A 25475-nucleotide genomic window follows, 5' to 3' on the forward strand; every position below is an offset into this window, starting at 1 on the left:
AATCTGTTTGAATATTGGGAAATAAGTAACACTGGCTACGCAGCACTATAACGAATATACTATCAGCTAAAAAACAGCAAAACCCTTCCACCAAAGCTTCCTAAACATAACTCTTCACTCTTATGGCAAGCAGCAAACAGCAATAGCCGTGTAAAATAATTTACACGGCTATTTTTATACGACGGCGCAGCGGTTACAGCAGCGCTATTCCGGTCGCTAGTAATTCCTGCCGAACGGCCTCCGGCCAGATGCTCACCTGCACTTCGCCGATGTGCGCCTTGCGCAGCATAAACATGCATACCCGCGACTGCCCGATGCCGCCGCCGATACTCTGTGGCAGCTCATCGGCCAGCAGCAGGCTATGAAAATGCAGGTCTTTGCGCTCGGCGCAGCCCCGCATTTCCAGCTGCCGTGTCAGGGCCGCTTTGTCCACCCGAATCCCCATCGACGACACCTCGAATGCCGTTTCCAGTACCGGGCTCCAGAGCACAATATCACCGTTCAGGCCAAAGTACCCGGCCTCGTTTGGCGTGCTCCAATCGTCGTAGTCGGGGGCGCGGCCGTCGTGGGCTTCCCCGTGGCTCAGCTCGCCACCAATGCCGATCAGGAAAATGGCACCGTATTCCTTGGCCGCTTCGTGCTCGCGCTGCTTGGGCGTGAGGTCCGGATAGCGCATGAGCAACTCTTCGGCGTAGATAAAGGTGATGGTTTCGGGCAGCACTGGCTCTATATCCGGGTATTGCTCAGCCACTTGATATTCAGTGGTTTTTAGCGCCGCGTATATTTTCTCCACCGTTGCCTGCAGGAAATCAATGCTGCGCTGGGCCGGAGTAATGTGCTTTTCCCAGTCCCACTGATCCACATAAATTGAGTGAATCGGGCTGTAGTCTTCGTCGGGGCGCAGGGCGCGCATGTCGGTGAGCAGGCCTTTGCCGGGTTCGATGCCCAGCTCCAGCAGGCGCAGGCGCTTCCATTTGGCCAGCGAATGCACCACCACGGCGCGCTTTTCAGCCAAGGCTTTCACCGGAAAATGAACCGGCCGCTCGATGCCGTTCAGGTCGTCGTTGATGCCGGTGCCATCGAGCACGGCAATCGGGGCCGATACTTTTACGAGGTGGAGCTGGCGGCTCAGCTCGCGGGCAAACGAGTCTTTGACGAAGCTAATGGCTTCTTCGGTTTTCAGCAGCTCGGCTGGAGCTGCGGGGCGGGTGGTGATAAGTGTTTCCATGCGTAAGAAAAGGGTATATGAGGTGAATAAATACGTGGTGATACCGGGCGGCAAAGGCACTACAAGGCCCCTCGCCCAAAAGGCGTTTTTTTATTTCCGAGAAGCGCTCCGTGGGAGTAAAGGCAAAAAAAAAGCCTTCCGAATCACGGAAGGCTTTCAATTACATTGATGTTCTTTTTTCCTTTATATGAACAACAGCCTTCCAATCCCGGAATAAATTATTATTCGAGTTATTGTTGAAAAGGACGTTGTTGAAAAGGTACATGGCTTGCGCTATTTGTCTTTGCGATGACAATAAGGAAACAATATTTTAAATATGCAACTGTTAATATGAGCGAAGCCTGTATTTTTTTTCAAAAACAACTCGCTGAAATATTCGGCTAACAGCAACGGGGCTAGGGTGTGTGGACAATAAGAATAAAGAACGTCATGTCGAGCATTCAGGGCTGCTTTTTCGATTATGATCCACACGCTCTAGTTCACCAGGCCGTCCCGCACTTCGCGCACGGCATCGCTCATATAGGTGGGCACGTCGGCTTCGGGCAGTAGCAGCCGGAGCAGGCGCAGGTATTTGGCCCGGCCCTCCTCCAGCATGGCCGGCAGCACCTCCACCGTGTAGAGGCTAAAAGGCTCCACTTTTTGCACGCCCACCAGCAGGAAACGGTCGGCGCGCAGGGCATCGGTATAGAAGGCGGCCTGCCGGTCATAATCGTAGCCGCTGCACTGGGCCAGGAAGTGACTGTAGTCGCGGGCCATGGTGGTTTTGAAGTCTACTATAGTGTAGCCGCGGTCGGTGGCGGGCACTACCAGATCGGCCCGCAGCTTGCAGAGCGTGTTGGTAGTGGGCTCGGAAAAAATGCAGCTGGGCTCGGGCGTGCCCGTTTCCAGGAGCGCCTGCAGCTCCGCATTGAGCCGCACCCCTTCTACCATCCACCACACCAGCGAGTCGTTGATGCCGGGCTGGCCGGGCTCGTAGAAAGACGGCTCCAGCAGGGCCGTGTGAAAGGCCGTGCCCAGGCCCAAAGCCCCACTCAGGGAGGCCGAGGACTTCTGATACCGGCCATTCAGCGCATCGCGCAGGCGCGACAAATCGGAGTTGGCAACAGCGGGCAGGGCGCGGTAATCGTCGTAGGGCAGCCGGAGCAGGTCGGGCCGGCGGAAAGAGTCAGTTGTAGGCATAGCTAAAGTAGCAACAAGAAAAGCCGGTGCCTTGTGCCTGTACGCTACGATATTTCGGGCGCAGCGCGGTCCGATTGGCTGGTTTCAGGGCGGCACTGCTGCTCCCCGGATGCAGCACCAGCCCCACCACGAGTGGAATAGGATTACAGGAGCAGTTTCTCCGCCCGAAACAAATCGTCGGTGGCCTGCAGGATTTTCGCGCGCAGCCGGGGATTGTACCGGGGATGCTCCTGCAAAAAACCGCGCACCGTGGCGGCCGCCGTGGGCGTGTGGTAGGCTCCAAAGGTAGCCTGCAGCCAGGAAGCCGGAAAGAAAATATCCCCCGTTTGTTGAATCTCCTCCAGTAAATCCAGGCTTTCGCGCAGGTATTTTTCGGAAGCCTCGGCGCGCAGCGGATGGTGCAGGTAGCCCAGCGCGGCAGTTACCCAGGCTTCTTTTTCCCGGTTTTTGGACTCCTTAAGCGACGCAAAAAAAGCATCTCGGGTCTTTACATCATCCGCCAGCGCGGGCAGCATAAATTCCAGACGTTTTTTCCGGTCTGCATTCCTGATACGGCCTAGCTGCTGGGCCAGAATGCGCGGGTCGGCGGCGTAGTTTCGTACGGCCAGGGCCAGGGCCAAAGCGGTGTAGTCATCTTCGGTCAGCTTCACGCCGGCGGGCGCTTGTTCTTTCGCCCACACCTGGTAGAGCCGTTCCTGGGCCTGCAGTGTGAGGGCAATATTCTGGTAGGTTTTGAAAAGCAGCTTTTTGCTATTCGAGGCTGTGTGCTGCTGCATTGCCTGCCACACTTCCTTCTCCAGCGCCGCCGCCAGCGCGGGGCGCGCCGCCGGTTTGGTAAAGCGCCAAAAAACATCCGTCAGCTGGCCCGTCAGCAGCTTGAGGTTGAGTTCCTCCGGCTCACGGGTAAGTCCCTGGCGGGCTACCTCCAGCAGCTGGCCCGGCGTGACACCGCCGCTGGTGAGCATATTTTCGTACAGATTGATGTAGGCCGAAGCCCGCGCCACTGGGTTTTGCAGCACAAACACCTGGGTTTGCACGAGCGTGTCGGCAGGAAATACGCCGTAGCCCAGCCCCGTAGAGTTAAACAAAATATACTCGGGAGCCGGCTCGCCCTCGGCGCTGCGCAGCAGCACTTGCGCCTGGTTCATATTTACCGTTAGCTCCTTGCTGGTGGCGGGGTACACCAGTGTTATTTCGAACAGTTGGGGCCACAGCCGAGCCGAGGTATCTTCCGCTTTTTGGGTGATAACGAGCTGCGTTATTTTCCCGGCTTTGGTGGTCAGCTGGTGGGTGAAAACGGGCCGGCCGGGCTGGTTTACCCACACCTGATTCCAGGCCTGCAAATCGGCGGGCGTGTGCGCGTCCAGCAGCCGAATCAGGTCGGGCCAGGTGGCATTGCCGTGGGCATAAGTGCGCAGGTATTCCTGCAAGCCCCGCTGAAAGGATTCCGGCCCCATCAGCCGCTCCAGCTGCCGCATCATGATGGGCGCTTTGTGGTAAATAATATTGCCGTACAGGGAGCCCGCATCCTGCAGATTTTCCAGCGGCTGCCGAATCGGATTGGCCCCGGCAGTACGGTCGACACCGTAGGCGGCCGGAAAATGGTCGATGACAAATTTCAGGTTATAGTTGGAAGTCGGAACGGCAATCTGCGTGATTTTATCGGCCATGAAATTGGCAAATACCTCCTTCATCCACACGTCGTTGAACCACTGCATCGTCACCAAATCGCCGAACCACATGTGAGCCGTTTCGTGGGCAATCAGGCTGGAGCGGGCCAGCTTCTGATCCTGGGTCGCGCCTTCGTCCAGAAACAGCGTGGAGGCTTTGTAGTCAATGGACCCGACGTGTTCCATGCCGCCGTACTGAAAGTCGGGAATGGCTACGAAATCGAACTTCTGGAAGGGATATTTCAGGCCCGTGTACTCCTGCATAAACGCCAGCGCGTCGGCATGAATCTGGAAGATGGGCGTGACGCTCTGCTGCAGTTTTGCGGGGTCGGTTTCGCGGTGCAGAAACTGCATGGTGCGCCCGCTTAGCTGGCGGGTGAGGCGCGTAAACTTGCCGGCCGCAAACGAGAACAAGTACGTGCTAATGGTGTCGGAATTGGCGAAGCGAAACGTGGTGCGACCGGCCGTCGTCACCGAGTCGCGCAGGGGCCCGTTGGCCGATGCCTGCCAGCCCCGCGGCACGGTCAGCGTCAGGGCAAAAGTGGCCTTCAGATCCGGCTGATCGAACACGGGAAAAACCGTGCGGGCGCGGTCGGGTACCAGCAGCGTGTAGAGGTAGTCATCGTTGCGGTTCAGGGACAAGTCGCCGGCCGTAAACTGGCACTCCAGCCGGTTGGCTCCCACCTTCAGCAGAGCCGCCGGAATGATGATATGCTCGGCGCGAAAATCAAGCGGAGCGGCCTGGCCATTCACTACAAGGCGTTGCAGATGGTCGGCCTTTTCCTTGAAATCCAGCTGCAGCGGCTGGCTGTTTTCGCGCAGCCTGAACGTCACCATTTCGGTGGCTTGCACGGGTTCCTGCCTGGCAGCCGGCACCTGCAGCGCCAGCGTGTAGGCCAGATTCGTGACTACCTTTTTGCGAAGCTCCGCCAGCTGCTGGCTGACGCCTTTCTCCACCGGCACTACTGGCACCGCTGCCGCTTGCGTAGCCGCTATGCGGTGCTGGCAAGCGCCGGCCAGCACCCCGCAGAGCAGCAGCGTAATCGTTCTGGGAGAAGTCAATTTGTATTTCATAGCAGCTTGCGCGTAACTAGCACCGATGACAGACCTGGGCCGGGCACAAAAATGAGCAATCCAATTCAGCTTTACCCGCTGGGCGACGCGGCTATCGTGCTAAAATTTGGCGACACCATTGCCCTGCCTACCCACCACGCCATCCGGGCCGTGTGCGCCCACCTCGACGAGCATCCGGTGCCGGGGCTGGTAGAATACGTGCCGGCCTTTACGACGCTCACCCTGTACTACGACCCCTGGCATTTCAGTGCCCACGGCCGCCTCGACCCCTATGCCGGCGTAACAGCCGCCGTGCGTCAGCTCCTGGCTCACATTCAGAATGCGGCCCCCCGGCACGCGCCCAGGCTGCTGAAAATACCCGTGTGCTACGCCCCCGAATTCGGCCCCGATCTGGAAGTTGTGGCCTCCCACAGCCACTTGCTGGCCGAGGAAGTAATTGCGCGGCACAGTGGGGCCGAGTACGTGGTGTATATGATTGGCTTCGCGCCCGGCTTCCCGTATCTGGGCGGCATGGATGCCCGTATTGCCGCCCCGCGCAAGGACCAGCCCCGCACCCTCGTCCCGGCGGGCGCGGTGGGCATTGCCGGCACCCAAACCGGCATTTACTCCATCCCCACGCCCGGCGGCTGGCAGCTCATCGGCCGCACGCCCCTGCGGCTCTTCGACCCGCACCGCGCCCAGCCCAGCCTGTTGCAGGCCGGCGACCAGCTGCGTTTTGTTCCCATCACCGAACGGGAGTTTGGCCAGCACCAGCGGCATGAGTCTTAGCATTCTGCGGGCCGGTTTGCTCACCACCATTCAGGACCTGGGCCGCGTAGGCTACCAGCGCGAAGGCATCGTGGTGGGCGGCGCAATGGACGCGGTGGCCCTGCGGCTGGCCAATGCCCTGGTCGGTAATCCGGACTCGGCAGCCGGCCTCGAAATCACGCTGCTGGGACCTGAAATCCGATTCGATGCCGACCATATTATTGCCGTAACCGGCGCCGATCTGTCGCCCACCATTCGGGGCGAGCGGGTGCGCAGCTACCGGCCGTTCCTCGTGCGGCAAGGCACCGTGCTGAAGTTTGGGGCGGCCCGCGCCGGTTGCCGGGCGTATCTGGCCGTGGCGGGCAGCTTCACCCTTCCGCGCATCATGGGCAGCCACGCTACCTACGTGCGGGCCCAGTTGGGCGGGCTGCACGGGGCGGCCCTGCAAGCGGGCGATGGTATTCCCTGCCTGGGTCCGCCACCGGGTAAGCTGCTGACGGAGCTGACGGCCCGCTTGCTGAATAAGAGCTGGGTAGAGGCGAGCTGGAGCATTGCTCCGCCGCCGGTGGCCGGAAACCCGGTTATTCGCGTGACTCAGGGGCCGGAGTACGAACTATTCCCGGCTGCCAGCCAGGCCGCGCTGTGGTCGTCGGCCTTCACCGTTTCGGCTGCCTCCGACCGCATGGGCTACCGCTTGCTGGGCCCGCCGCTGCCGCTGGTCCAGGCTCAGGAACTGCTTTCCAGCGCCGTCACTTTCGGCACGGTGCAGGTGCCGCCCGATGGCAACCCGATTGTGCTGATGGCCGACCGCCAGACCACCGGGGGCTACCCGCGTATCGCGCAGGTTATTTCCGCCGATTTTTCCCGCCTGGCCCAGGTTGCTTTAGGAAAAAGCATCACTTTTCAGGAAGTCTCCCTACCCGAAGCGCACGCCCTGTATCTGGGGCAGCAGCACACGCTTCAGCAGCTTCTCCATACTCTTCGCCTCAAAACTTGCTCCTGATGCCTCGCTACTCCGTCGATTTAAACTGTGATATGGGCGAAAGTTTCGGCACCTACACGCTTGGCCACGACGCCGCTATTCTGCCCTTCGTAACGTCGGCCAACATTGCCTGCGGCTTTCACGCCGGCGACCCCGCAGTGATGAAGAAAACGGTGCGGCTGGCGCTGGCACAGGGCGTTGCCATTGGGGCCCACCCCGGCCTGCCCGACCTAGTAGGCTTTGGGCGACGGGAAATGGCTGTGTTGCCCGAGGAAGCCTTCGATATGGTCGTGTACCAGATAGGGGCGCTGGCGGCCTTCGTGACGGCCGAGGGCGGGGCCATGCACCACGTGAAGCCCCACGGAGCGCTGTACAATCTGGCCGCCGTGAATGACGGGTTGGCGGAAGCCATTGCCGAGGCGGTGTACCAAGTGAATCCGGCGCTGGTGCTCTACGGGTTAGCGGGCAGTGCCCTCGTGCGGGCCGGGCAGCAGCGGGGCTTGCGCACGGCGCAGGAAGTATTCGCCGACCGCACCTACCAGCCCGACGGCACGCTCACCTCCCGCCGCCTGCCCCACGCCCTGATTACGGATCAGCAGCAGGCCATCGACCAGGTGGTGCGCATGGTACAACACGGCACGGTGCGCGCCCACACGGGTGAGGAGGTGGCTATTCAGGCGGATACGGTGTGTATTCACGGCGACGGGGACCACGCGCTGGAGTTTGCGCGCCGCATTCGGGAGGTGCTTCAGAGCGCGGGCGTGCAGCTTCGGGCCGGCGTTTAAAACGAGAGTTGATATGAAGCAAAAGCGAAATTGGAGCGTGCTGCTGGGCGCGGGTTTTCTGATGGCTACCTCCGCCGTGGGGCCCGGCTTTCTGACCCAAACCACCGTGTTTACCGAGTCGCTGGGGGCCAGCTTCGGCTTCGTCATCCTGATGTCTATCGTCATCGACATCGGCGTGCAGCTCACTATCTGGCGCGTTATTGCCGTGTCCGAAAAACGGGCGCAGGACATTGCCAACCTGGTGTTGCCGGGCCTGGGCACCTTCATTGCGCTGCTCATCTTGGGCGGGGGGCTGGCCTTCAACATCGGTAACGTGGCCGGCGCGGGCCTGGGCCTGGAGGCGCTGTTTGGCCTACCCGTGCAAACCGGCGCGGTGCTGGCGGCAGCGCTGTCCATTGGCATTTTCCTGGTAAAGGAGGCCGGCAAAGCCATGGACCGCTTCGCCCAGCTCATGGGCCTGCTCATGATTCTGATTATTATTTACGTAGCCTTCACCTCGGCTCCACCCGTGGGCGAGGCCATCGTGCGCACCTTCGCGCCCACCCGCGTCGATTTTCTGGCCATCGTCACGCTGGTGGGCGGCACGGTGGGCGGCTACATCACCTTTGCCGGCGGGCACCGCCTGCTCGATGCCGGCGTGAAAGGCGAGGCCGCGCTGCCGCAGGTTACCTCCAGCGCCTTGGCGGGAGTTTCCGTGGCCTCTATTATCCGGGTATTTCTTTTCCTGGCCGCGCTGGGCATTGTCAGTCAGGGGCTCAGGATTGATGCGGCCAACCCGCCGGCTTCGGTGTTTCAGCTGGCCGCCGGCAACCTGGGCTACAAGCTGTTTGGCGTGGTCATGTTTGCCGCCGCCGTCACCTCGGTTATCGGGTCAGCCTACACGTCTATTTCCTTCATCAAGTCGTTCAGCCCGTACGTGGCCCGGTTTGAAAACCGGTTTATCATCGGCTTCATTACTATTTCTACTGGTGTCTTCGTCACCATCGGCAAGCCCGTCACGCTGCTGATTCTGGCGGGGGCGCTCAATGGCTTCATTCTGCCCATTACACTGGGCATCATCATCATTGCGGCTCACCGCCGCAACATCGTGGGCGACTACCGGCACCCGCGCTGGCTTACCGCTTTCGGCATTCTGATTGTGCTGACGATGGCCGCCATCAGCCTGTATCTGGGCGCTCAGGCGCTGGCCCGGCTATAGGCGCAGGGCTGTGGCTCGCTGATGCTAGCCCAACAAAAAGCCCGGACCTTGGCCAAGGTCCGGGCTTTTCGTTGGGCTAGCACGCCTCGCCTACGGAATGGCGAGCGGCGGCACCGTAGCCGCCGATTTTGGCAGCACAATGGCATCCACGTTCTTATCCCGAATGAGCTTGTTCAGGGCGGGTATGTCCTGCTCTTTCACCTGCCGGAGCAGGCCCAGCTGCTCGTCGATCTGCCCAACGACGTCCTTCTTGAAGGCGGTAGCTTGCTCCGTGGGGCGGAAGTCGCCGGTACTGGCTTGGCTTACCAGGTTGGCCAGCTTATTATTCAGCCGAATAGGGAAATTCAGCGGGTCCTGGTCACTTTTGTTCTTGGTCTGGTACAGGGTTTCCTCAATTCGGGTCATTTTCTTCTCAATGGCGCTGGCCGAGTCGAGCACGTCTTTGAGGGCGGCCTGGTCTTTCAGCGGGGCCGTGAGGGTTTTGAGCTGGCCGCGCACGGTGCGGATGTCCCGGATGGCGTCGTGGGTTTCGGTGAGCTTCTGCTGCACCTCGCGCAGGTAGTCGAACTGCGCCTGCAAATCCTGGGGAGTGGCTTTGCTGCGGGGGTCGGGCAGCACGGCGAAGGTAGTTTCCTGGGTTTCATTATTGAGCGTCAGGCGAGCTTTGTAGGTGCCCGGCACGGCCCTGGGGCCCTGGGTGCCGCCGCCCCACAGAATGAGGCCCTCAAACCGGCTGGCGTCGGCGTAGCTCAGGTTCCACACGAAGCGGTTGAGGCCTTTTTTGGTGGGCAGCAGTTCCCGCTTCAGCTTGGCTTTCTCTTCTTTGGTCAGGTTTTTATCCCGGCTGTCCCGGTCGGTGTTGGCAAACGTGCGAATGAGCTTCCCGCTCGAATCCAGAATTTCCAGCTTCACGGCACTCGTCGAGTCTAGCTTCTGGGCCAGGTAATAATGCAGCATCACGCCGCCCGGGTGGTTCTGGCCGGCGGTTTTGGGAATCTCAGCCGTGCCGCTGCCTTCCATCTTGTAGCCCGGCGTGGGCGTGTAGAGGTGAAACGTGCTGGCCGCCACCGGCGCGCTCAGCTGGTGCAGGGGCGTAATGTCGTCGAGCAGCCAAAAGCCCCGGCCCTGGGTGGAGGCAATGAGATTATCGTTTTTAATAGTCAGGTCGGTGATGGATACCGGTGGCAGGTTGAGCTGGAATGGCTGCCACAGCGCCCCGTCATTGAAGGAAACGTACATGCCGTACTCGGTGCCGGCATACAGCAGGCCGGCCCGCTTAGGGTCGGCCCGCACCACGCGGGTGAAGTGCGTAGCGGGGATGCCAGTGGTGATTTTAGTCCACGATTTCCCGTAGTCCGTCGTCTTGTAGAGGTAGGGCTGGAAGTCGCCGGACTTGTACATCGTGGCAGCCACGTAGGCTGTGCCTTTGCTGGTGGGATGCGCATCGATGCTGTTGATCTGGATGCGCTCGGGCATATCCTTGGGCATCACCTTCGCCCAGGTTTTGCCATTGTCGCGGGTCACGTGGAGCAGGCCGTCGTCGGAACCGGTCCAGATGACATCCTTTTCGGCCGCCGACTCGGCAATGGCGAAGATGGTGCCGTAGTACTCCACGGCCGTATTGTCCTTGGTAATCGGCCCACCCGATGGCCCCAGGGTTTTCGGGTCGTTGCGGGTCAGGTCGGGGCTGAGCAGCTCCCACGACTGGCCCTCGTTGGTGGTCACGTGCAGGTGGTTGGAGCCGGCGTAGAGCTTTTTGGGGTCGTTGGGCGAAAACAGCAGCGGAAAATTCCACTGAAACCGGTATTTCATGCCCTCGGCCCCGTGGCCCATCGGGTTGTCGGGCCACACGTTGATCAGGCGTTCCTGCTCCGCCCCGTGGTCAACGCGCGACAGAAATCCGTCGTAGCTGCCGCCGTACACAATTTCGGAGTTCAGCGGGTCCACGGCCAGATGGGCACTTTCGCCGCCGGCTGTTTCCTGCCAGTCCCGCTCCCCGATGGTGCGCCCGCCCGAGCGATGCGCGATGCGCACCGTGGAGTTGTCCTGCTGCGCCCCATAAATGCGGTACGGGAAATGATTGTCGGTCACGACGCGGTAAAACTGGCCCGTGGGCTGGTTTTCGTACGTCGTCCAGTTCATGCCGCCGTCGGTGCTGACCTGGGCCCCGCCATCGTCGGCGACAATCATGCGGCTGGGGTTTTCGGGCGCAATCCAGAAGTCGTGGTGGTCGCCGTGCGGGGCGTTGCTGGCCTGAAACGTGCGGCCGCCATCCTTGCTTTTGTGGTACGACACGTTCAGCACGTACACGATATCCGCATCCTTGGGGTCGGCGTAGAGGCGGGTGTAGTACCAGGCGCGCTGGCGCAGGTTACGGTCGTCGGAGAGCTTTTGCCAGTGCAGGCCGCCATCATCGGAGCGAAACAGGCCGCCTTTTTCGGCCTCCACCAGCGCCCACACCCGGCTCGAATTGGCCGGCGAAACCGCTACGCCGATAATGCCCAGGGTGCCCGTAGGCAGGCCTTCGGCACTCGATATATCTTTCCAGGTGTCGCCGCCGTCGGTGCTTTTCCAGAGGCCCGAGCCCGGCCCGCCCGAGGAGAAGCTGTAGGGCGTGCGCCGCACATTCCAGGTGCTGGCGTAGAGGATGCGGGGGTTGGCCGGGTCCAGAATCAGGTCCACGGCGCCGGCGTCTTTATTCGCAAACAGCACCCGTTCCCAGTTTTTGCCGCCATCCTTGCTGCGGTATACGCCGCGCATCTCGCTGGGCGCATACAGGTTGCCCATAGCCGCCACGTACACCAGGTCGGGGTTGCGGGGATGAATGCGGATACGGCCGATGTGGCGCGAGTCTTTCAGACCCACGTTGGTCCACGTCTGCCCCGCGTCCTGCGACTTCCACACCCCGAAGCCCGAGGATACGTTGCCGCGTACCGTTTGCTCGCCCTCGCCGGCGTACAACACATTCGGGTCCGACTCGCTAACGGCCACGGCTCCGATGGAGCCTCCAAAGTAGCGGTCGGAGATATTGCCCCACGTGCCGCCACCATCCGTTGTGCGCCACACGCCCCCGCCGGCCGTGCCCATGTAGTACAGATTCGGGTTGTTGGCCACACCCGTAACCGTGCCCGCGCGCCCACCGCGGTAGGGGCCGATGGAGCGCCACCGCAGCCCGTTGTACAGCGTGGAGTCATACACGGCCGCGACGCCTTTTGTGGCTTTGCGCCGCGACTGTGATGGCGCGCGCTGGGCCACGGCTGCGGTGGCAAACAGCGCCAGCAGCAAGGCAAAACCGCAGTTTTTCAGGAGTAGAGTATGGTTCATCGGAGACAGTTAGGAAAACTCATACCGTAAACATAAGCAAGACGCAGGGTATCTTTCTGTTCTGGTGGCTACTTATCGTTGGCGCACTTCGCCAAACCAGCGGAGCCCGCATTTCGGCGAAACAAGCCCGCCCCGCTACCCCTGCCCATGACCTTGAAATCCGTCCTGCTGGAGGCGTCCGAGCAAGGCTGTTCGTGGGGCATTCGGCTAGGAAGCGCGAAGCAGTTTCACCACGCAGCAACGGTGATTCGCAGAGAGGTAATCGTTGCTACATCACGCCTGCGACTATACAGTGGAAGGAAGCAGTGCAGCCTGGGGTGCGGGCGGCTCCTCTTGGTAGCGCACGGATTAGGGGTCAGAACACAGCAAATCAGGGACTATTCTACCATGTACCAGGTTGCCGTGGGCCGAAGCGGCGGATAAAAGAAGCACAGCTCTTCAATAGACCGGAATTTGATGGCACCTTTGAGGTCCATTTTCCAAGAGCAGCAAGGGATGAACGCAACGGAGCAAGAAGAAAGAGAATATCTGGAGGAAATTAAGGAGAAACTGGGCTTCGCGGTTAAGCGGGTCGATGACGCCGTCAAGCAATTTTCCAACGAGCTTCGGGAGAAAAAGGAATACATTCATGAGCACCAGTCGGGCATGGACGACGCCGACATGGTGGCCGCCGGCCAGTCGATCAACCGCATGGCTTTTACGGGCGAAGCGGCCGTGGCCCGGAAGCACAAACTCCTCAAGCTGGGGCAGTCCCCCTACTTTGGCCGCATCGATTTCGTCTCGCGGGACCAAGCCCGGTTGCCGGTCTACATCGGCATGTACTCCTTCATCGATGAGCAGCGGCGCCAGGGCCTGATCTACGATTGGCGGGCCCCCATTTCCTCCATGTTCTACGACTTTGAGCTGGGAAAAGCCTCCTACGCCACCCCTTCCGGCAAGATCCACGGTACCATCGAGCTAAAGCGGCAGTACAAGATCCGGGACGGCCGCCTGGAGTTTATGCTCGACAGCGACGTCAACATTCACGACGACGTGCTGCAGCGCGAGCTGGCCAAGTCCTCGGACGACAAGCTCAAGAATATCGTCGCCACCATCCAGCGGGACCAGAATGCGGTGATCCGCAACGAGACGACCCCGGTGATGGTCATCCAGGGCGTGGCCGGCTCGGGGAAAACCTCCATTGCCTTGCACCGCATTGCGTTCCTGCTCTACCGCTACCGGGAGACCATCGCGGCCAAAGACATTCTCATTATTTCGCCCAACAAGGTCTTCGCCGACTACATCTCCAACGTGCTGCCCGAGCTGGGGGAAGAGCACATTCCTGAGCTGGGCATGGAGGAGCTGGCAGCCGACCTGCTCGACAACCGGTACCCGTTCCAGACGTTCTTCGAACAGGTATCCGCGCTGCTGGAGCAGCACGACCCGGCCTTCATTGAACGCATCCGGTTTAAGTCCTCGTTTGAATTCCTCGGCCAGCTCAATCAGTACCTCCTGCATATTGAGAATACCTACTTCACCGTGACCGAGCTGCGGGTCGGCAGAACCGTCGTGCAGGTGGCCTTCATTCAGCAGAAGTTCAAGTCCTACCACCGCGTTCCGCTTCTCAAGCGCTTCGCGCTGGTTGCCAATGACGTACGTGCGTATGTGCGCGACGCTGCCGGCCGCAAGCTGAGCGGGCAGGAGAAAGCTACCATCGGAGAGGCTATTCCCCGCATGTTCAGGCTGCACAATATGCTGGACCTGTACCGGGATTTCTACCGCTGGATCGGCCGGCCCGAGCTGCTGAAGATCGACCACCGCCTGCGCTTGGAATATGCGGATGTCTTTGCCCTGATCTACCTGCGCCTGCGGCTGGAAGGCCTCACCACCTACGATCAGGTCAAGCACCTGCTGGTAGACGAAATGCAGGACTATACCCCGGTGCAGTATGCCGTCTTGTCCCGGTTGTTCCTCTGCCGCAAGACCATTCTGGGCGATGTGAGCCAGACGGTGAACCCGTACAGCGCCTCCTCCTCCGAAATGATCGCACGGGTCTTTCCGCAAGCCGAGGTAGTCAGGCTGTACCGCAGCTACCGCTCCACTATCGAGATTACAGCCTTCGCGCAACGCCTCATGCCGAATCCCGATATCATCCCGCTGGAACGGCACGGGCAGCAGCCAGCAGTAGTGCGCTGCACCAGCCACGCTGAGGAGTTGGAGACGATCAAAGAGGTGATTATCTCCTTCCAAAGCTCCGGCAATCATTCCCTGGGCATCATCTGCAAAACCCTCCGGCAGGCCGAGAAGGCGTATCAAGCCCTTCAGGCTCCAGACGTTCATTTGCTCACGGCGGAGTCCACCTCCTTCAAAGAAGGAGTCATCATTACCACGGCCCACTTGGCCAAGGGACTGGAATTTGATGCGGTCATTGTGCCCTTTGTTTCCGCCCGGATTTATAAAACGGAGGTCGATAAGAGTATGCTCTACGTCGCCTGCACCCGGGCCATGCACCAGCTCACGCTGACGTATGCAGGGGAGCTCACCGCCTTCTTATCCATCTAGAGGACGTTGGCTCCAGCTTACGTGCAGCACTGTTGCTAAGAGCGTGTTTGGGAATTGGTAGAAACCCTGTTTACGTCATGCTCATCTGGCGTCCGCGCAGCGTAGCGGAGTCGAAGCATCTCTCCCGCTGCAGCGAAAAGCCGCTAACGGCGCGGTAGAGATGCTTCGGCAAGCGGACGCCAGATGAAGCATGACAATTCCCAAACACGCTCAAAGGGAGGAGAAAATATACCCCCTTGCGCTACGTACCACTACCGCTGCCGGACTGAAACGGCTCACTACGAGTTCCGAACTGACATTGACCTCCGGCCATGGTCTTATCGGCGGGGGCGTAAACAAGTAGGCTTTGGTCCGGATTTAAAAGTCACGCTCATACTTGGAGCTGATTCGACCTAAATCATACGCTCGCCGTATGGTCTTGGACCGCTTAAGTTAACGCTTGCCGCCGCCGAAGGGGATATGTGGATAGTCCGGATTGCGCTTTCGCGCCCCTATACATTTATCGTGATGGCCCTACTCATACTGGCAGCAGGCGTGGCCACCATCCTGCGGATGGCCGTCGACATCTTCCCCGAGGTCAATATTCCGGTGGTGGGCGTGGTGTGGCGCTACGAGGGGATGAGCGCCGAGGAGATGAACAAGCGCGGGCTCAACATCAACCAGCGCATCTATATCACCACGGTCAATAACATCGAGCACCTGGAGTCGCGCTCCATCAAGGGCGTGGGGCTTATCAAGGTGTTTTTCCAGCCGGGTACCACCCAGAGGCCGGCGTAGCCCAGCTGACGGCCGTGACGGCTACCATCCTGCGCGGCCTGCCCCAAAGCATCGGCGCGCCGCTCATTATTCGCTACTTGGCCTCCAACGTGCCCATTGCCCAGGCCAGCCTCAACTCCGAGTCGCTGGGCGAGTCGGACCTCTACGACGCGAGCAGCTCGTTTATTCGGCCCGGGCTGGCGGTGGTGAAGGGCGCTTCGCTGCTGGTACCCAACGGCGGCCGGCGCAAGCAGATCATGGTGGACCTGAACCTGGAGATGCTGGCCGGCAAGGGCCTTTCGGGCAACGACGTGGGAATACCCTGGTCAACCAGAACGTGATTCTGCCCACCGGCGTGGCCAAAATCGGCGACCGGGAATACGACGTGCGCCTCAACAGCAGCCCCGAGATGATTGGCACGCTCAACGACCTACCCATCAAGACCGTGAACGGGGTGCCGGTGTACATCCGCGACGTGGCTTTCGTGCACGAGGGCTCGGCAGTGCAATCCAACATTGTCCGGCAGGACGGCTCCCACTCAAACCAAGCAATATGGGGACCTGGATGCATTGACATATTATTATGATAACGATGCTGTTAAGACGAATGATGGGGAAAGCAACCGCTTACTGGCAGTCGATGATACAAAGCCTACAGCGGCTACGCATGATTTCGAAAACCTCTCCAGCACCTACACGCCTGGCACTAGCCCTGCTGAATATGTCTACGATGCAATGGGCAATCTGAAGTCAGACCGTAACAAGGGAATTAAGAGCATTACCTACACGTATCTGAACCTACCACAGACGATTGACCTGTCTGTTGCTAAGAATCCCAGGACTATTTCGTATGTATATACGGCTACGGGAGCGAAAGTGAGCAAAATAGCTACCTCCTCCCGCGGCGGAATAGTCTCCTCAAGTACCACATACTATGCGGGCTCTTTTGTGTATGAAGCGAAAGAAGGGGCTTCCTTGCCTCAACCCGTAACTGAGTTGATCTAACTAAGCCGGATACACTTGGGACGTTGTTTGAAGGTGGATTTCGAAGTGGTTGGGGGACTTATAGCCGAGGGCTGAGTGGCAGCGTTCGGCGTTATGATAGGCCACGTAATGGCTGCTTTCGAGTCTAGCCTCATCGGCCAAGGCTGCGTGGCGCACGGCCCATGGATCATGGGCTACAAAAGCAGCGTAGAACGGACGTTGCTGGTACTGTTCTTGGGCGGCCTCGGAGAGAATCCCCAAGACGCCCGGTTTGTTGGAAGGCCCTACCACGCTTTCCAGCGGCTCGCGCCACTGCGCCAGCGTGCGGGTGACGAGTTCGGGAATACTTGTATCCCAGTTCAGCGCCCGTTGGGTACGGGTGGCATCGTCAACAGGAGGATTCTTACGCATGGAGAGGTGGGAGGATGCCTGCGGAGATACGGCTCCACAACAAGGCGGGCCAACGCGCTTCCCTTGTTTAGCAGCCAGAAAACCCGGTACAGGTTGTGTTTACACCAAGCAACTAAACCTAACAACGGATTCAACTGCTTTTGCCAGGGGTTGACGAAAACCGACTTTCACCCGTAAGGCGAAGTAAAGGCGCGGCCGGTTTGCATACCCACTAAATAAAAAAAGCCCTCACTACATTACGCAGTGAGGGCTTTTGGTGATCCCGCTGGAATCACACCACATTACTTTGCTTTATCAATAAAATGTCCTTACACATGCTCTAATGGGATATATTCAGAATCAGTTTATCAGGATTTACTTAATTATTTTAAAGTTTACGGCCCCACTTGCGGCCCCACTAAAATCTTTACTTACCTTTGATTGGCCCAGCGAAAGGCACAATCACCCTTCTCTTTATCCTATCTATGGCTTCTACCAAACTGGTTATCCGCAGTGACCGGAAGAACTTCGACAAGACCACCATTTACGTCCAGTACACGCACAAGAGCGCCAAGAAGAAATTCAGCACGGGCTTTAGTACTGAGCCGGACCGGTGGAATAGCGAAGCGGGCAAACCGATTGGTAACACCAAGGAAATACAAGACTTCTACACTAGACTACTGGTTGTCAAAGGGCGTATTGACCAAATTGTCCAAGCGGCCATTCTCGCTGGGGAAGACCCTTCTTTTGCCCTTGTGGAGGAGCGACTGAAAAAGCTCCCTACTTCCGGTGCTCAGGCAACCGACGCGACAACGTCGAAACAGCCCAGCAAGAAAGACTTCCTTCATCTGTTCGCGGAATACATTGACGCTACCAGTGCGTCCAAAGCGCACGGTACAGTTAAGCATTACAAGAGCACGCTAAATCACCTCAAAACATACGCAACGGCGCGAAGCCTCAAACTTACTTTACCCCAAATGGATACCAGCTTTTACCACGACTGGGTAAAGTTTCTGACTCAGGAACTTGCACTGACCAATGGTACTGCTAACAATCAGATCAAGCGAGTTAAGGTAGTCATGAGCTATGCGCTGGACAAAGGCCTGACAGATAATATGGCTTTCCAGAAGTTCAAGCTCCTAAAGCATACAGAAGCAGATATTATATATCTAAATCAACATGAGCTGCAAACGCTCTTCGAGGCCGACTTGTCCATTGAGCCACGACTGGCTAAAGTGCGTGACCTGTTTGTCTTAGGATGCACCACTGGCCTGCGCCACTCAGACTTCAGCAACATTCAACCGGAGAGTATTGAGAATGATCAATTGGTGCTACGCACTGTAAAAACAGGTGACTGGCTGCGAGTCGATTTAAACCAATACTCCCGCGCCATCTTAGCGCGCTACCCGGATGGTCTGCCCAAACTGTCCCAGCAGAAACTCAATGAATATATCAAGCAGCTAGGACAGCATTGTGGTCTTGACAAATCAACCCTTGTGGTACACTACCAGGGCAGCAAACGCATTGAGAAGCGAGTACCAAAATACACCCTCTTATCGTCCCATACTGGACGCCGCACGTTTGTTACCCAAAGTTTGGAGCGGGGCATGGCCTTGGAAGTAGTCCAGAAGTTTACTACGCACAAGGACATCAAAACCTTGATGCGCTATGCCAAGATTGCTGACGAGCAGAAGAGGCAGCAAATGGATAAGGCGTGGGGCTAAAGCGATGAGAGCCTTCAAACGGTGACCAACAAATAACACAATCTCAACTTTAAACTCGGGGGGCTGTGTATTTATACTTGCTCGCTTAGTGCGACAGGTGATGACAGTTATAGCACTAGTATATTCCTAGAGCAGTTTCGGGGTCGTTGTACAGGAGTCTAGTAGCACGAACTGTGTAGTTCGCGCTACTAGACTCCTGTACAACGACCCCGAAACTGCTCTAAAGCTGGCCAAAACGGATGGAACGCGCTTTGAAACCGCCTATTATGACTTCGAAAACAAGTCAGAATAAGGCAAGTGGAAGCCACTGAAGACAGCGGAGTTGATGAAGCTGAAGGTGTACTACACCCAACTGCCCATTGGATCAGCTCATCGACGCGTGCTGCAACGGTTCCTCTTCAGCTGCTGCAGTTCACTTCGGCTAGGTGACCTAAAAAACTTGCACGCCGCAAAGCTGAATGGCCAAGAACTGACCTTTCAGATTCAGAAAACCTACGAGAAGAAGCTGGAGGAAATGATGCTGCCCCTCACCAAGGAAGCCATCAGCTACCTGAAAGATGCCCACCGTGAGGAAGGCTTGGTCGTCTTTTACAACTACACCGACCAATTTTCTAACCGGGCGCTAAAGGCCATCGGCTGGACGCTGGAAATCGAAACCGACATGCACCACCATATCGGTCGCGAAACCTTTGCCACTGAGTTCGTCCGGCGTGGTGGAAGCATAGCCGTGTTCCAGAGGCTAATTGACCACACCAAGATTGAAACGACCATGAAGTACGTCCATGTGGACAACGACATGAAGCGCCCGGCTATTCAAATGCTGGATGAGCAGAACGAAGCGCCGATGACCGTGGTGGCTTGCTTCCTGTTACCTAGAACGAAAGTCCTGCTACCAATTGTAGCAAGGCTTTCGTTTTAAGGCTGATTTATAAAATCTATAAAAAAGTAGCATGAAGCGGCCTTTTATACTGCTCAAATGACAGTGCTTAAATGGACTCTTGAAACCATTATGCAAAAACACTTTATTTTACTGGTACTGTTTCTAGTTATTGTTACTCAAGAGTGCCATAAACTCCTTTATCAAAAGTAAATTTGCACTATTCATAACCATGCAGTCACTGAGCAAAAACCTGCCATTATCTCCACCTTTTAAATTTGCACCTATAACTATTTTACCTCTTAAAACCATTTGCAATGACACTTTTTTACTAGACACAAGTAATGTATTCCGATAAATGTCTAATGATGAATTCTGCTTAAAGTGAAAACAAAAAACAAATCTACCTAAGCTTATATCCACACATGAAACATGATTACTTTTGCCGTTGAACAAAGAAATTATTAGAGTTTTCTTATTTTGATATATATAAACTGCACTCTCATTAGTTGAAATCTTGCCAATACTCATAATATACCCTTTCTTAATGTCAACATCTTGGAAATCAATATTGAAAAATATCACCAAATCACTTGTAATTTCAGTAATAATAGGGGTTTGCATCATACTCTCATTAAACAAAACCTTACGTTTTTCCTCGATATACTGTGGACGATATTTGCCAATTGAGTAAGCATCAGCAACCTCTTTAAAAGATTCATGTATTGGCTTCATACCGTTTAAAAGAATATTTGATATATTTTTCAAGATACCCATACATAATTCTGGATTATTCACGATTACTTTTTCATAAATAACCCTATGAATATCTTTTTCAGGATTAATATGTATAACACCTGAATATGCCAGCGATAAAACAAGTTCAGCTATAGTAAAATCACGTTCATCGATTCTTCCAATTTTAAATTCAGTAAAATCCTTCACGCTTATGGTTTCTACGTTGCCCGACAATTCAACAAATTCCACCATATATCCGCTATCAATATTCAACAAGCGTTTAGAAATAGGAATTTCAAAAAACACATGCAATTCATATTTATTTAAAAAACTCAGCATGGATGGACTATCCATTAGTAATATTCTAAATATTGGCGGCAGATCAATTGCGATATGATGAACATCTTCTTTCTTCATTCTTCCTAGTTTCTCTAACTGACTAGATAGCAAGCTTATTTTATCCAATATGTTATGCTTAGCAATTTTTCTTTCCTGTGCAGGAAGACTAAACATTCTACGAACATATTTTTTTTCGTTATATGTGTCTAATACCACACCAGCAAGTGAACTAACACCAAAAATTAAATTATTCATTACGACACTACGGAAAAAATTATTTAAGAATCATACACAAAACAACGACTTACGTTAGATGGTTATTAGCCTTTTGCAACGTTTTATCGTACTCTCGCTGACGCCCGTGACCTCTGCAATCTGGTGCATAGAGAGGCCAGCGGCCAACGAGGTCTTCACCTTTTTCAGCTTTTCATCATCTACGCCCGGCTTGCGGCCCATATGCTTCCCCTGAGCCTTGGCATGCTCAATGCCCGCCTGGGGCCGCTCGCCGTTACTTTCCCGCTCGAACGCAGCTAAAGCCGCGAAGACCGTGAGCACCATGCGCCCGGCCGGCGTGTTGGTATCGATGCCCAAATCCAGGGCCACGAAGCGCATATCCTGCTGGCTGAAGTCGGCAATGAGCCGGATGATGTAGGCCGTGTTGCGGCCGAGGCGCGAAAACCGGCTTACGGTCACGGTGTCACCGGGCCGCAGCATGGCCAACATCTTGTCCAGTTCGGGGCGGGTGGTGCTGGCCCTAGGAATCTTCTCCTGAAAAATGCGGCCCACCCCGGCGGCCTTGAGTTCTTCGAATTGGGTATCGAGGTTCTGATCTTTTGCCGAAACGCGGGCGTAGCCGAAATTCAATTCAAAGAGTAGGGTCAAAAAGGTTGGTTCATAAAGGTACGCTGCCCGTTTTGCGTGGCCCTACTTTTTGGCCTCATCATTCCTAAACAAAACGCCCCCACCGAATCGACTTCAGTGGGGACCGGATACGTACAGTGGCTGTTGCAGAACGCGTGTCCCTACTCCTTACCTAGTTCGTAGAGAGTAGATGCAAGGCAAGAAGCTGTTTCTCGACAAAGAAGTGACTCGCTTTCGGCTCTCCGAGCGGGTGCCACGGCATAATCTGTACCGCCGACTGGCCGAGCTCGTGGATTGGTCGTTCCTCTACGACGAGACCCAGGCCCTCTACAGCCGCACCGGGCAGCCTTCGTTGGACCCGGTCGTGTTCTTCAAGTTGGTGTTAGTGGGTCGGCTGGAAAACCTAGTCAGTGACCGCCGCCTAGTCGAGCACTGTGCCTTGCGGCTCGATATCCTGTACTTTCTGGGCTACGAAGTGGACGAGGAGTTGCCTTGGCACTCGACCGTGAGCCGCACCCGCCAGCTCTTCCCCGCTTCGGTCTTCGAGCGCCTGTTCGACCACGTCTTTGCCCAGTGCGTGGCCGCCGGCCTGGTCACGGGCCACACCCAAGCGGTGGACTCGGCGTTCGTTAAAGCGAATGCCTCCTTGGAGGGCCTGTGCGAAAAGCTGCCCGCTGAAGCGTCCTCGCCTACCTTGCATGTGGCTGGTGAGCCGATGCCTGATGTGGCGGCCACTCAGCCCGCAGCCATTATTTCCAGCCCCGCGCATCAGCTGCAGCGCGTCGCCACCACACATGCCCGCTACCTGCGCAAGGATAGCGGCCCTTTGGGGCGCAGTCGTCCCCAGGCGCGGCTGTTGAGCAACAAAACCCACTACAGCCCTGCCGACCCCGAGGCCCGCATCTCGGTCAAACCGGGCAAGGCCCGCGCCCTGAACTACTTGTGCAGTATGGCCGTGGACGAAGGCACCGGCGTTATCAGTCACATTCAAGCCGACTTCGCCGACCAACGCGACAGTGTGCTGCTGGAAAGCATCGTCGAGCCGTTGCACCAGCGCTTACTCACCCATGACTTGCCGGTCCAAGAAGTAGTCGCGGACACCAATTACTCCAATGGCATCAACTACGCCCTACTCGAAGGCCGGGGCATCACGCCCTGGATTCCGGTTTTTGGGAAATACAAACCTGAAATCGCCGGCTTTACCTACGATGTGGAAGCGGACTGCTTTACTTGCTTAGCTGGCAAGGCGCTGTCATTCAAGGTTTTTGACAAGAGCCAGGACGGTGGATTATCCAAGATATACCGCGCTGCTAGCCGGGACTGCCGCTTGTGCCCGCACAAGCCGACCTGTGCCCCAAGGGTCAAGAAGCGACAACTTATTCGCACTGCCTATGCGGCCCACTACCGCCGCGCCCTTAGTCGGCAGCAGAGTCGGCAGGGCCAGCACATGCGCCGGCTGCGGCAGCGCACGATAGAACCCGTGTTTGGCAGCTTACTCCAGCACTATGGCCTGCGACGCGTAAACACGCGGGGCCGCGGCAGTGCCCACAAAACGATGCTGCTGACTGCCATCGCCTTTAACCTCAAGAAGCTGCTCAAGCACCAGCCCCAGCGGCAGGCAAGCTTGGCCATGGCCCAATCTAAACCACCAGTTCAGCAGCAGATTTTGCTCTTTTGGCGGAAGCGCCGCCGCCGGTAGTATCTACTGGAGGCAGGAAGCAGAGGCAGGCCCGGAGTTCTGCAACAGCCACTACACCTTTCCGACCCCCACCGAAAAGCAGCTAGGTAGGGCCCATTGGGCCTCAATTTTCATCTGGGGTTCTCACGCGAACAGAGTTGACTGCATCCATTATGCAGACTCTTTTTTGATCCATTCCCCTTTTTGGTTTCTTGACCAAATTTGGTCCAAGGTCAAGGTTCCGCTTGTTGCCCTATCAGTAATAGAGTTAGTAACACCTCTAAGAGTCAAAACCTGTACGATTTGCTCCTTTAAATACCCCTGCTTTATAATTAGAGGCTGTGCCGTATTATTGAATTTATATCCAACACTAATCTTCTCCAGCTTATCCCAGAAGTCGATACCTTCATCGTCTTGGTTAACACCTTCTTTTAGGAAATTGGGATTGTAGGTTTCAACAAACCAGAAACGATGAATCACGTTATTCCGAACAGTATTTATTGCTCTTAAGTCTGAGATAAGCAAAAGGTAAAGAACCTTTTCATTATCTCCCATCTGCCCGTTCTCCGCTCTGTGGTTGATAATCTTATACAGAGCATCAAGTGTTTGACTTACTGTAAGGTCTTGCATTAATAAGCGCACCTCTGGCCGCTTATCTCCATAGTCAAGCAATCTTTCCTTTATAGTATGAGCCAAAAGCTCAAATACAACATTAAACTTTCCCAAGGCTGCATACCAAGCCGTAACGTAGGGGGAATCCTCAAATGAATATGGAGATTTTTCAGGCATGGCAAGGTGATTCAGTGGGATTACCACTAGTGTAAAACGAACCGATGTACTCAAAAATGGGCATAAAGCCGTTTGCAAATAACCCATTAAAAAAACAGCCCCGAAAAACCGTTTTTTCGGGGCTGTTAAAGCGGATCAGAAAGCCCCCCAATATTCAGGTGTTTACTGGAGGGGAAGAAGTTCACGAAACTCACGCCCGTACACTTCTTCTGATCATTAATTCCGTGAACCATTTTTTGAACTTACCAGCTGGCCTCTGGATGCATTATAGAGGCATAAGGAGTGATTATAGATAGCAGTTCAGTAAAAGGAGTTATCAGATTTATTCCCACCCAAGAAAGTCGGCTGTCGGGTAAGAAAAAAGGGGCGCTCACAGTGTTGCGACCCTTTTTTATAGTTGATAGGGGAAGGAATTACGGCATGCGTACTAAGCGCTTCGTTTCGACGAGCTGACCCATCTTCAACCGTAGCCAGTAGATTCCCACTGAGCTAGCACTGACCGGCAGCGGCAGCGTAGCATGGCTGGTTGTTGCAGAGCCTTGCTGATGTGCCACGGTACGGCCTAGGTTATCGAGTAGCGACAGTTCCCAGTCTTGGCCCTGGCGCTGTGGTAGCTGCACCGTGAGGCTGGAGGTGAAGGGATTGGGGTAAACTTGCCATACAGAATTGGCGGTAGCGCTGCCAGCAGCCAGCACCACGGGGCCGCGCTTAAGTACTGTGCCAGCGTCACCGGCTACCCAGATACTGTTTCCATCTGCGGTGGCAGCAATAGAGTACAAGGTTTCGAACATGTTGCTGGGCTCCGCCTGCCAACTTGTGCCGCCGTCGGTAGTGAGCAGAATAGTGCCTAACTCACCTACGGCAAAGCCTACCTGGGTTGAGAGGAAATGTACGTCGTTCAGGTTGACGGTGGTGCCCATCGTCATGCGCGTCCAGGTAGCGCCGGCGTTGAGGGTGCGCAGGCCCATACCCGCATCTCCTACGACGTAACCCCGTTGCGCATCCGGAAATGACACGGCGTTCAGGCGAGTGGAGGTGGTGCTGTTTTGGGCCTGCCACGTGTAGGCATCCGGGCTGGAGCGGCGGATAGTGCCACCGTCGCCCACCACGAAACACCCATCCGGGGAGGGGCAGTCGCCGTCCCGCAGGTTGTTTGAGGTGCCGCTGGACACCGCAATCCACAGATAGCCTTCGAAAGTGGTGAATTTCAGCGTACCGGCATCGCCTAGAAGCAAGCCCTTGTTGCCTTTGCGAAACGACAAGTTATTGAAGGTGCCGTACTGCTGGAAAGCAAAGTTGTTGCCCGCATCCGAGCTTAGGTAGAGCGACGTGGGCTGCGGGCCGTTCGGTGTTTCAAACACAAGTAGCACGGTACCTAAAACCGGCTGAGCCACGGACCGGATACGGTTGCGCAGGCCCTGCGTCTGGAAGTTAGGTATCAACTGCCACGTTGTGCCGCCATCCCGCGTCCGGTAGAGAGTGCCCCCCGACCCGGCAGTGTACCCTAAGGTAGCATCAAAGAAGTGAATACTGGACAGCGACTGACCGCCGGGGCCTTTGTTCACCCATTGGCCTATTGCACAGTGATTAGCTAAAAGAAAAAAGAAAAAAA

20 protein-coding genes are annotated in these 25475 nt (G+C 56.4%); 11 read left to right on the forward strand and 9 right to left on the reverse strand.

Annotated elements, in window-relative coordinates; all coding sequences use genetic code 11:
* Positions 1–193 precede the first annotated feature (193 nt).
* The 3 genes from asnA to E5J99_RS04350 form a co-directional block, all read right to left on the reverse strand.
* The gene (gene asnA / locus E5J99_RS04340; RefSeq protein WP_135496491.1) at positions 194–1228 is read right to left on the reverse strand and encodes an aspartate--ammonia ligase; all 1035 of its coding nucleotides are present in this window, start codon (positions 1226–1228) and stop codon (positions 194–196) included.
* A 474-nt stretch (positions 1229–1702) separates the two neighbouring features.
* Complete coding sequence (locus E5J99_RS04345; RefSeq protein WP_135496492.1) at positions 1703–2407, reverse strand: PD-(D/E)XK nuclease-like domain-containing protein; 705 nt, start codon at positions 2405–2407, stop codon at positions 1703–1705.
* A gap of 143 nt (positions 2408–2550) precedes the next feature.
* Positions 2551–5151 carry a M1 family metallopeptidase gene (locus tag E5J99_RS04350; protein WP_135496493.1) on the reverse strand — a complete coding sequence of 867 codons (2601 nt, stop codon included), beginning with the start codon at positions 5149–5151 and terminating at the stop codon, positions 2551–2553.
* Positions 5152–5202: 51 nt separating this feature from the next.
* Between E5J99_RS04350 and pxpB the strand changes: the two genes are divergently transcribed.
* From pxpB to E5J99_RS04370, 4 genes are read left to right on the forward strand one after another with little or no spacing between them, the layout of a single operon-like run.
* On the forward strand, positions 5203–5919 hold the full coding sequence (gene pxpB, locus E5J99_RS04355) for a 5-oxoprolinase subunit PxpB (RefSeq protein WP_135496494.1): 717 nt from the start codon (positions 5203–5205) through the stop codon (positions 5917–5919).
* Positions 5909–6901 (forward strand): 5-oxoprolinase subunit C family protein, encoded by a 993-nt coding sequence (locus E5J99_RS04360; protein WP_135496495.1) that lies wholly within the window; start codon positions 5909–5911, stop codon positions 6899–6901. Before pxpB ends, E5J99_RS04360 begins: the two co-directional genes overlap by 11 nt.
* A complete protein-coding gene (locus E5J99_RS04365) occupies positions 6901–7665 on the forward strand; it encodes a LamB/YcsF family protein (protein ID WP_135496496.1) in 765 nt (254 codons plus the stop codon). Before E5J99_RS04360 ends, E5J99_RS04365 begins: the two co-directional genes overlap by 1 nt.
* A gap of 13 nt (positions 7666–7678) precedes the next feature.
* On the forward strand, positions 7679–8863 hold the full coding sequence (locus E5J99_RS04370; RefSeq protein WP_135496497.1) for an NRAMP family divalent metal transporter: 1185 nt from the start codon (positions 7679–7681) through the stop codon (positions 8861–8863).
* A gap of 90 nt (positions 8864–8953) precedes the next feature.
* Here E5J99_RS04370 and E5J99_RS04375 read toward each other — a convergent pair whose 3' ends face one another.
* Positions 8954–12187 carry a WD40/YVTN/BNR-like repeat-containing protein gene (locus E5J99_RS04375; protein WP_135496498.1) on the reverse strand — a complete coding sequence of 1078 codons (3234 nt, stop codon included), beginning with the start codon at positions 12185–12187 and terminating at the stop codon, positions 8954–8956.
* 495 nt (positions 12188–12682) lie between these two features.
* Between E5J99_RS04375 and E5J99_RS04380 the strand changes: the two genes are divergently transcribed.
* From E5J99_RS04380 to E5J99_RS04395, 4 genes are all read left to right on the forward strand, one after another.
* Positions 12683–14728: a HelD family protein gene (locus tag E5J99_RS04380; RefSeq protein ID WP_135496499.1), complete on the forward strand. Its 2046-nt coding sequence runs from the start codon at positions 12683–12685 to the stop codon at positions 14726–14728.
* 459 nt (positions 14729–15187) lie between these two features.
* Positions 15188–15505 carry an efflux RND transporter permease subunit gene (locus E5J99_RS04385; RefSeq protein WP_135496500.1) on the forward strand — a complete coding sequence of 106 codons (318 nt, stop codon included), beginning with the start codon at positions 15188–15190 and terminating at the stop codon, positions 15503–15505.
* Between the two features lie 14 nt (positions 15506–15519).
* The gene (locus tag E5J99_RS04390; RefSeq protein WP_135496501.1) at positions 15520–15825 is read left to right on the forward strand and encodes an efflux RND transporter permease subunit; all 306 of its coding nucleotides are present in this window, start codon (positions 15520–15522) and stop codon (positions 15823–15825) included.
* The gene (locus E5J99_RS04395) at positions 15822–16070 is read left to right on the forward strand and encodes a hypothetical protein (RefSeq protein ID WP_135496502.1); all 249 of its coding nucleotides are present in this window, start codon (positions 15822–15824) and stop codon (positions 16068–16070) included. Before E5J99_RS04390 ends, E5J99_RS04395 begins: the two co-directional genes overlap by 4 nt.
* A gap of 418 nt (positions 16071–16488) precedes the next feature.
* Here the strand turns inward: E5J99_RS04395 and E5J99_RS04400 are convergent, their stop codons facing one another.
* Entirely contained in the window at positions 16489–16878 is a 390-nt protein-coding gene (locus E5J99_RS04400) for a hypothetical protein (RefSeq protein ID WP_135496503.1), read from the reverse strand.
* Between the two features lie 464 nt (positions 16879–17342).
* On the opposite strand from E5J99_RS04400, the gene E5J99_RS04405 reads away from it, so the two are divergent.
* The gene (locus tag E5J99_RS04405) at positions 17343–18581 is read left to right on the forward strand and encodes a site-specific integrase (protein WP_135496504.1); all 1239 of its coding nucleotides are present in this window, start codon (positions 17343–17345) and stop codon (positions 18579–18581) included.
* A gap of 325 nt (positions 18582–18906) precedes the next feature.
* A complete protein-coding gene (locus E5J99_RS04410) occupies positions 18907–19500 on the forward strand; it encodes a tyrosine-type recombinase/integrase (protein WP_245318709.1) in 594 nt (197 codons plus the stop codon).
* Positions 19501–19623: 123 nt separating this feature from the next.
* On the opposite strand, the gene E5J99_RS04415 is transcribed toward E5J99_RS04410, so the two are convergent.
* Positions 19624–20790 carry a hypothetical protein gene (locus tag E5J99_RS04415; protein WP_135496506.1) on the reverse strand — a complete coding sequence of 389 codons (1167 nt, stop codon included), beginning with the start codon at positions 20788–20790 and terminating at the stop codon, positions 19624–19626.
* Between the two features lie 54 nt (positions 20791–20844).
* Complete coding sequence (locus tag E5J99_RS04420) at positions 20845–21417, reverse strand: recombinase family protein (RefSeq protein ID WP_245318705.1); 573 nt, start codon at positions 21415–21417, stop codon at positions 20845–20847.
* A gap of 169 nt (positions 21418–21586) precedes the next feature.
* Here E5J99_RS04420 and E5J99_RS04425 point away from each other — a divergent pair, with 169 nt between their 5' ends.
* Entirely contained in the window at positions 21587–23095 is a 1509-nt protein-coding gene (locus E5J99_RS04425; protein WP_135496507.1) for an IS1182 family transposase, read from the forward strand.
* Positions 23096–23245: 150 nt separating this feature from the next.
* Here the strand turns inward: E5J99_RS04425 and E5J99_RS04430 are convergent, their stop codons facing one another.
* Positions 23246–23863 carry a hypothetical protein gene (locus E5J99_RS04430; RefSeq protein WP_135496508.1) on the reverse strand — a complete coding sequence of 206 codons (618 nt, stop codon included), beginning with the start codon at positions 23861–23863 and terminating at the stop codon, positions 23246–23248.
* A gap of 413 nt (positions 23864–24276) precedes the next feature.
* Positions 24277–25428 (reverse strand): YCF48-related protein, encoded by a 1152-nt coding sequence (locus E5J99_RS04435; protein WP_167851978.1) that lies wholly within the window; start codon positions 25426–25428, stop codon positions 24277–24279.
* Positions 25429–25475 lie beyond the last annotated feature (47 nt).

Source organism: Hymenobacter elongatus (assembly GCF_004745955.1).
In the GTDB taxonomy this organism is placed as follows: Bacteria; Bacteroidota; Bacteroidia; order Cytophagales; family Hymenobacteraceae; genus Hymenobacter; species Hymenobacter elongatus.